Origin of the sequence: Bradyrhizobium sp. UFLA01-814 (genome assembly GCF_046718885.1) — a bacterium.
In the GTDB taxonomy this organism is placed as follows: Bacteria; Pseudomonadota; Alphaproteobacteria; order Rhizobiales; family Xanthobacteraceae; genus Bradyrhizobium; species Bradyrhizobium elkanii.
In genome coordinates this window covers 1-6,347 of sequence record NZ_JAQOSR010000280.1, presented here as the reverse complement: position 1 = coordinate 6,347, position 6,347 = coordinate 1, and the positions used below count along the sequence as shown (strand labels likewise).

The following is a 6,347-nucleotide window of genomic DNA, read 5'->3' as shown; positions in this document are numbered from 1 at the left end:
CCCTTGGTCGGATTGAATCACTTCACGGTACCCATCGCCACTGCAGTATCTCCAGTTTGAAGCCTGTTCTATCTAGCCGAGGTGTGAGGCCGATATCAAGACGAGTGCTGGGAGGCTTTTCGTTTCTGTCGTCCCGATCTGATCCGAGTGGGGCGTTGAGAAGATCGAGTAGCAGCTCGGTGCACTTTGCTTCAGCGTTTAGCGTTGAGGCATCGATCATCGGCCGCTCGCGGATCGTGACTAGCGCGGCACTATACGTTTCGGCGAACCTGCACTCATCGCGACGTGGACAGCTGCGAATGATTTTCGAAAATTCGTCACGCATCCAATATGCGCCGATCTTGCTTCCTGAGGTGCGTCGCGGCGCTATCATTGCAGTGTACGTTTCGTACGCTGGACTAATTCTTGCAAGAAGCTGATCTTTGATGGTCCGGATCGTCCTGATCAGCTCATTGGCGTGTGCCGGGTCGGTGGTTGGTGGTTGACGACGCTGGTCAAAATGCAACGCGATGAGTGTGAGCTATGATTATCCAGTGCGTCGCCCACATGCCCGCAGTAACCGAAGCGGAAGAGGTTCAGGTCCCATTCCCGGTCGACCTCGCCCCATGCCGGAGAGTCCACGGGCCAAAACGCCTCGCACTCGGGCGAGAGCAAATTGGAACGGTGGGCGACTTCGTCGGAAATCAGCGCACTCAGGCAGTCATCGCCAGTGCGCAGGCGCTTTCGGACCGCAGTTTTCGATGAAGCTGGGTTCGATTGCCGTTTTGATCTGGAATTCCTTACACTCGTCAGCTTTTCGACAGCTGCCTCCTATAGAGGCTGAGTCTTGCTCTCGCCTCGAGCCGCTGCCGCCTGCGTGCCCACTAATGACGAGCGCAAGTCTGCGAGCCCACGGGACCTTTACCGAGAAAAGAAGTGCATGATGGATCCAGTCGACCCATTCAATGCAGGAGCTTGGGTGCGGCAGTACGCCGCCATGCAGCGAAAGCAGCGGACGGGACAACAGCCGCGTGCCCGGCAACGCAGCTTTGAGCAACAGACCGAAAGGTTGCAACTCAATTCACCCGATGCGAGTTCCGCAAGCTCGAATTTACTTGACGAGAGCCCTGAGGCGCAGACTGGACAGATCCGGCACGCCGAACTCGGCGGTTGGATGCAGCTGCCGTCATGTTCGCGGCTGAGGGACGATTCGATCAGCAGCGCGCGCCACAGCGCAGATATCCCCCATGAGCGCCGGGGGAGGGCGACCCAGTTATCGCCGCAGTCCAATTTGCAGGAAGATCTTTTCAGCATCGTACGCTATACCCGACCAGATCCGCGGTCAGCGATCGAACCCAAGAACAGCAAACGACGAAGTCGCCCACCGTTCCAAGACGTGGACTGTGGTCGCGTATCAAGTCAGGAGTTGGAAAGGCGTTTGGGGGAAACGGCAGCGGAAAGTCGTCCGGCTCCGAGGCGCATCAAGAGTTCACTTTGATCACATTTCGCGCCGACCCTGCTAAGCAGCCGGCGCGAACGCAAGGGGTTCGCGAGGAGGACGAAGCGATCATTCAGGAGTTCGCGGCGAGCGCCACTGGCAGCTTGAGCGATGGCACCCTGAGAAATGCGGTGTGCGCGAGAACCGCAGGGCTTCAATTGCAGCTCGAACTGACAACCCCGCATTGTCACCTGGGCTGGATGTCGATGCAGAAACCCATGCGCCGATAAAAAAACTCGGCACTCGCATGAAGGCGGCGTTGAACAAGCTCCGGGAGGCACGCGCCGGAAGGGCGCTGTCAGCCGATGTCCGCCGCCTGAATCCTTACCCCGCAGATGCTACTCTCATCGACATGTGGGCTGCGGCGGAAAAAGCGACACACAGGATCGAGCCGGAGACTGTCGATAGGCAGGCTCGGCGCCCTTCCAGGCTGAGTGATTGGCTGCAAACCCAAAACGGAGGAGCCATGGCTGGTCGTCTCCTCACCAATGGGTTTGCCAGTGACGTTAGGGCGTACAAGCGTGAAACCCAGGAGACGAAACTCTACCCTGATTTGCGGAGGCTTGGCCAATACCAACAAATCCTCGACGCGAACCGAGGGCTAGGGTTGCCTCCTCCCGAAGTGCATTCAGGTGGTCGGGCAGGCGTGCAAGAATACGGGGCGCCGCACGCGCTACCCGACAACACCTGCGACGACGAGTGAGGGAGCCGGGATTCGTTGAGGGAGGTGATCTATGGGCCCTCTCGATCATCGAGCGTACCTTACGACGGGATGCAGCCGACATTGTTGAGGGAGCCGAGCCGAGAAACCGGACCCTCATCATCCGCGCCGTACCGTGGCCCGCAGTTCAGCTCGTTTTACGACCTTCCAGCAATGCCGGCGCCCCCGAGCGAGGGAGCTTGGGATTTGTTGAAGGAAACGGTGGGGAGGACCCGCTCCATCATCATCTGCACGGCATCCGTCGTCAGACATCTACGGCGATCGTCAGTCACTGGTTAATATCAATCCGCCCACGCCTCATGACTTGCACGACGATGGTCAATCGATGCTGGCTTCTGGCATTGCCGGACGAGCGTCGTTCGTTGGTCCATCAGGGTCTTTTGAAGAGCTGCGGGATATCGGGACTATCGTTGGGGAGGGCTGGGAGCACGGTTCCCGGCTAGCTTCAGACATCCTGATTGACGTGCAGGGTAATATCAATCTGCTGCCAAACCAGTTCGGACCCAGCCAGTTTACGATCAACGGCGAGCGCTACTCGGCCACTCTCGGACCGGGAGGGCGCGGCGACGTTCGTCTTATCCATTATCCTCGCGCTAGGCTGAAGGTGAAACAGCCGAGGAATTCCAAGCCTACTATTTGCCCGCGGGTGATCCCGAATTGTGCGCGCCGGCAGTCATCTGCATCAGCAGCGAACAAGAAACAGGAGCGACGCTGCTCGGAAGGCTGTTGCCTGCGGTGATTGGTCGAGGCACGTCGGTTCTGATTGTCTCTCACGACGACGTCTCAAATCGCACGGGCGTCAAATCGGAACTATGTTGTCTGGCTGCTTGGATTACTTGTCAAGTCCGCCTGACGTCGATGCCCGTCGGATCGGCGTCTACGGAGAAGGATTGTCGGCGGCTCTAGCTACTGATTTCGCTGTATCTGATAGCCGCGTCGTTGCGGCGGTTTGCGACTATGGCTTTTGGAGTCTGGTGCGATTATTGGCGTCTGTGGGCTGGATGACAAGGATGACAGCCAACGCGGACGTGGTGTCGGAGCTTCGCTCGCGATTGGTGCGACAGCTGCGATGCCCAGCTCTGGTGGTCGCCGGGGGAAGCAGCATCGTCAGCGTATCGGAGGCGGTCACGCTTCAAGCTGACTGCATGGCAGCGCGCATCAACGTGGAGTTGGCCCATACCGCAGATGATCCGGGCTCCTGCAGGGGAGATCGAAAGCTTCGTGTCTTTCGACGATCGCATTTTCGGATGGCTCGAGCATAAGCTGCACATTGAGACTGAGCTGCGAGCGCAGTATACTGGAATTCGCTAACATCCCAGTCAGCCCGACATTAGGGTTGGTCAATCCTCGGGTGAGGCCGCGATGGCGCACCCATCCTGGAAGGTGCGGTAATGCTCAAGCAACCCGCGATTATTTCCAGGACAATCCGCATGCCTCATTTCGAACGGCTTGCAGCTTTCCGCTGCCTGCTGGCACACTGGGACATTTGGTCTTCCGATGCGGCCGACTGCGTACTGCCCTTGCTGCTTGGGATCTCCGGCAGCGTTTCGGCGGTCGTGTGGTCCGGCGTATCGTCTTTCCAGCGTACTGAGCCGAACGGCCTTTCCAGCATGCGGCGGACGCGTACCGGCGTGGAGCCGATGTGGAAGTTAATTGCTCGCTGCTCCAGCGCACGCTCCGACTGGGTCGAGCGGTTGCGCCAGCGCAAGTAGTCGAACCAGGTCGGGAAGTGGTAGCGCTCGGTCCACAATTCGGGATTGGCAATGTCGCGCGCGATCGACCAGCCATAGGCGCCGTTGCGCTGGCGGGACAATTGTACGTCCTGCATGACATTATGAAACGCCCGCGCATTTTCCTGTGCAACTCGGTATTCGATCTCGACGACGAGCGGCCCGCTGCGTCCGGTCAAGCCGAGCCGTACCTCAGGATCGGCGAGCAAACTGGCCTCTTCATCCCGCGCGACGATGCGGGGCATAGGCAGCCAAAGACCGATTAGTGGTGAGGCGAGCATCAGCGCGGCCGACACCAGCAGCGCGATTGCAACTCCGGCCGTGTCGGTCAGATGGCCCCAACCCCAACTGCCGACGGCAATCCCGCCGGAGCTCGCCGCCTGATAGGCTGCAAGCGCGCGTCCGGCCACCCAGCGCGGCGCCGACAGCTGCACGCCAATGTTGAACACCGCCCACGCCATCATCCACACGGCCCCCGCCAGGACCAGTGCTGCCGCGGTCAACACCGTTTCGCGGCTGAGTGCGACTGCGGCGATCGCAGCGCCCATGGACAACGCGCAAGCGCGGATCGCGGCCTCGCCGCTCAACCGCTTGCGCACTTCGGTGATGTTCAGCGCGCCTATCACCGCACCCAGGCCAAAGGCGCCGAGCATGATACCGTAGGTCTGCGCGTCGCCATGCAAAAGGTCGCGCGCGACAAGCGGCATCAGCGCAGTGATCGCGCCGCCGACGATGCCGGTCACCAGAGTGCGGGCCAGCACGATCTTGATCGACGGTGAATTGCTGATGTAGCGCATACCAGAAACCATGGCCCGGCTCAATCTCTCAGGCGGCAGCCGTGAGGGCCGGCTGATGCGTTCCCACAGGAACAACGCGACCATCAACGGCAGATAGAGGAGCGAGTTGAGTGCAAATGCAGCCACTGCGCCCGCGGTCGCCACCACCATCCCGCCGATCGCCGGCCCCACGCTGCGTGCGATATTGTAGCTGATGCCGTTCAACGCGATGGCCGCAGGCAACTGGGCTTCCGACTGCACTTGTTCGCTGACCGACGATTGCCAAGACGGTCCCATCAGCGCCATGCCGCCGCCAACGACGAAGCAGAGCACAAGCAAGAGGTTGGGTGTGACGAGGCCCGACCAGGCGACGACCGTCAGGGCGGTTGCGCCGGCGAACGCGATGCCAAGCGCAACCAGCGCCACGATCCGCCGGTCATACATATCAGCGATCGCGCCGGCTGGGATCGAAATCAACATTACCGGCAACAGCAGCGCGGTCTGCACCAACGCGACCTTGTCGGCCGAGGACGTCATCTGCGTCATCGCCCAGGCCGCACCGACACCTTGAATCAAGATGCCGAGGTTGGAGAGGAGGCTCGCAAGCCAAATGCGGCGGAAGGTCGCGTGCCGCAGCGGCGCCGTGATGCCGTCGGCGTTACGCGTCTGGACTTTGATTGGATCGATCATATCGGCTCGGCATGATTTAACACGATTCGATTCTGGTGCGAATCACAAGGATGTTCCCGGCGCGATATTGCGTCCAAACATACGCGTAGTCGTGAAATGCGATGACTCGACCGTTTCTGATGCGGAGATGACCCTACTGCGTCGCCGTCATGCGGCTCATAACAGCCGCGACGTTACGGACTGAGTGACCATGAAAGCGGCGACGATAACAATGGTCATTCAAATCCACGCTCTGTTTGCAACATCGCCGGCGTCAATGCAGACGGAGCTAGCTCCCGCCGGCTACGTCGGTACCAATAGCGTTTAGAGATTTAGAGCGCGCAGATAGGTACGATCCGTACCGACGTCCGGATGACTAGTTCCGGTATTGCCCTGCCGTTATCCTCGCGTTAGTCAAATGGGCCGCCTGGCTATGCCGCCATTCTCGGAACGACTTGTTCTATCAATCGCAAGAACCGGGGCTTACGAGACTCCGCAACCACCGATATCGACACGCAAGTGCAGCAAGAAGCCGCTCATGACGCGCCGGTTGCCATCTTCGATCCGGAACAAGGCAGCCAGCGCCTGGTGGGGCGCGTCGTCCGTGAAGGGTTTTCGGATGAACTGAGAGAGCGCCGTTATGTCGTGCTCGATGGCGTCGACGGGTGGACGCATTACGATCGGACGTCTCTCGAGTGCTGTCCTGGTTAGGACACTCGCTCCGCCAAATTAGGACAGTCGGGATTGGTCATTTTCGTTGGTCTTTAAACAACAACGCCGCTCGCTTGAAATACATGCGATGCGGCGTTGGTCCGGCCCCAGGAAGGACGTGGCAAAATCCTGGCTCCCATGAGAGTGCATGGAGCGGGCCAAGGAATTGTGTCATCGGGCACCGTATGACTCCGGGCACAAAGAGGCGATTTCTTGCGCTCATACGCGTTATTTCCGGAACCTGAGTCCGATCATCCCGGGAC

General features: G+C 59.7%; 2 protein-coding genes and 1 pseudogene. 2 read left to right on the top strand and 1 reads right to left on the bottom strand.

The genetic code is table 11. The annotated features are described in order from the left end of the window. The first annotated feature begins 1,610 nt into the window (after positions 1-1,610). On the top strand, positions 1,611-2,180 hold the full coding sequence (locus PMN64_RS41260) for a hypothetical protein (RefSeq protein WP_411784910.1): 570 nt from the start codon (positions 1,611-1,613) through the stop codon (positions 2,178-2,180). A gap of 1,528 nt (positions 2,181-3,708) precedes the next feature. On the opposite strand, the pseudogene PMN64_RS41255 reads toward PMN64_RS41260, so the two are convergent. Next, positions 3,709-5,394, bottom strand: a pseudogene (locus PMN64_RS41255) (MFS transporter); the annotation flags it as partial. Between the two features lie 498 nt (positions 5,395-5,892). Here PMN64_RS41255 and PMN64_RS41250 point away from each other — a divergent pair. Beyond that, positions 5,893-6,084: a DUF3363 domain-containing protein gene (locus PMN64_RS41250; protein WP_411784909.1), complete on the top strand. Its 192-nt coding sequence runs from the start codon at positions 5,893-5,895 to the stop codon at positions 6,082-6,084. The last annotated feature ends 263 nt before the right edge of the window (positions 6,085-6,347 follow it).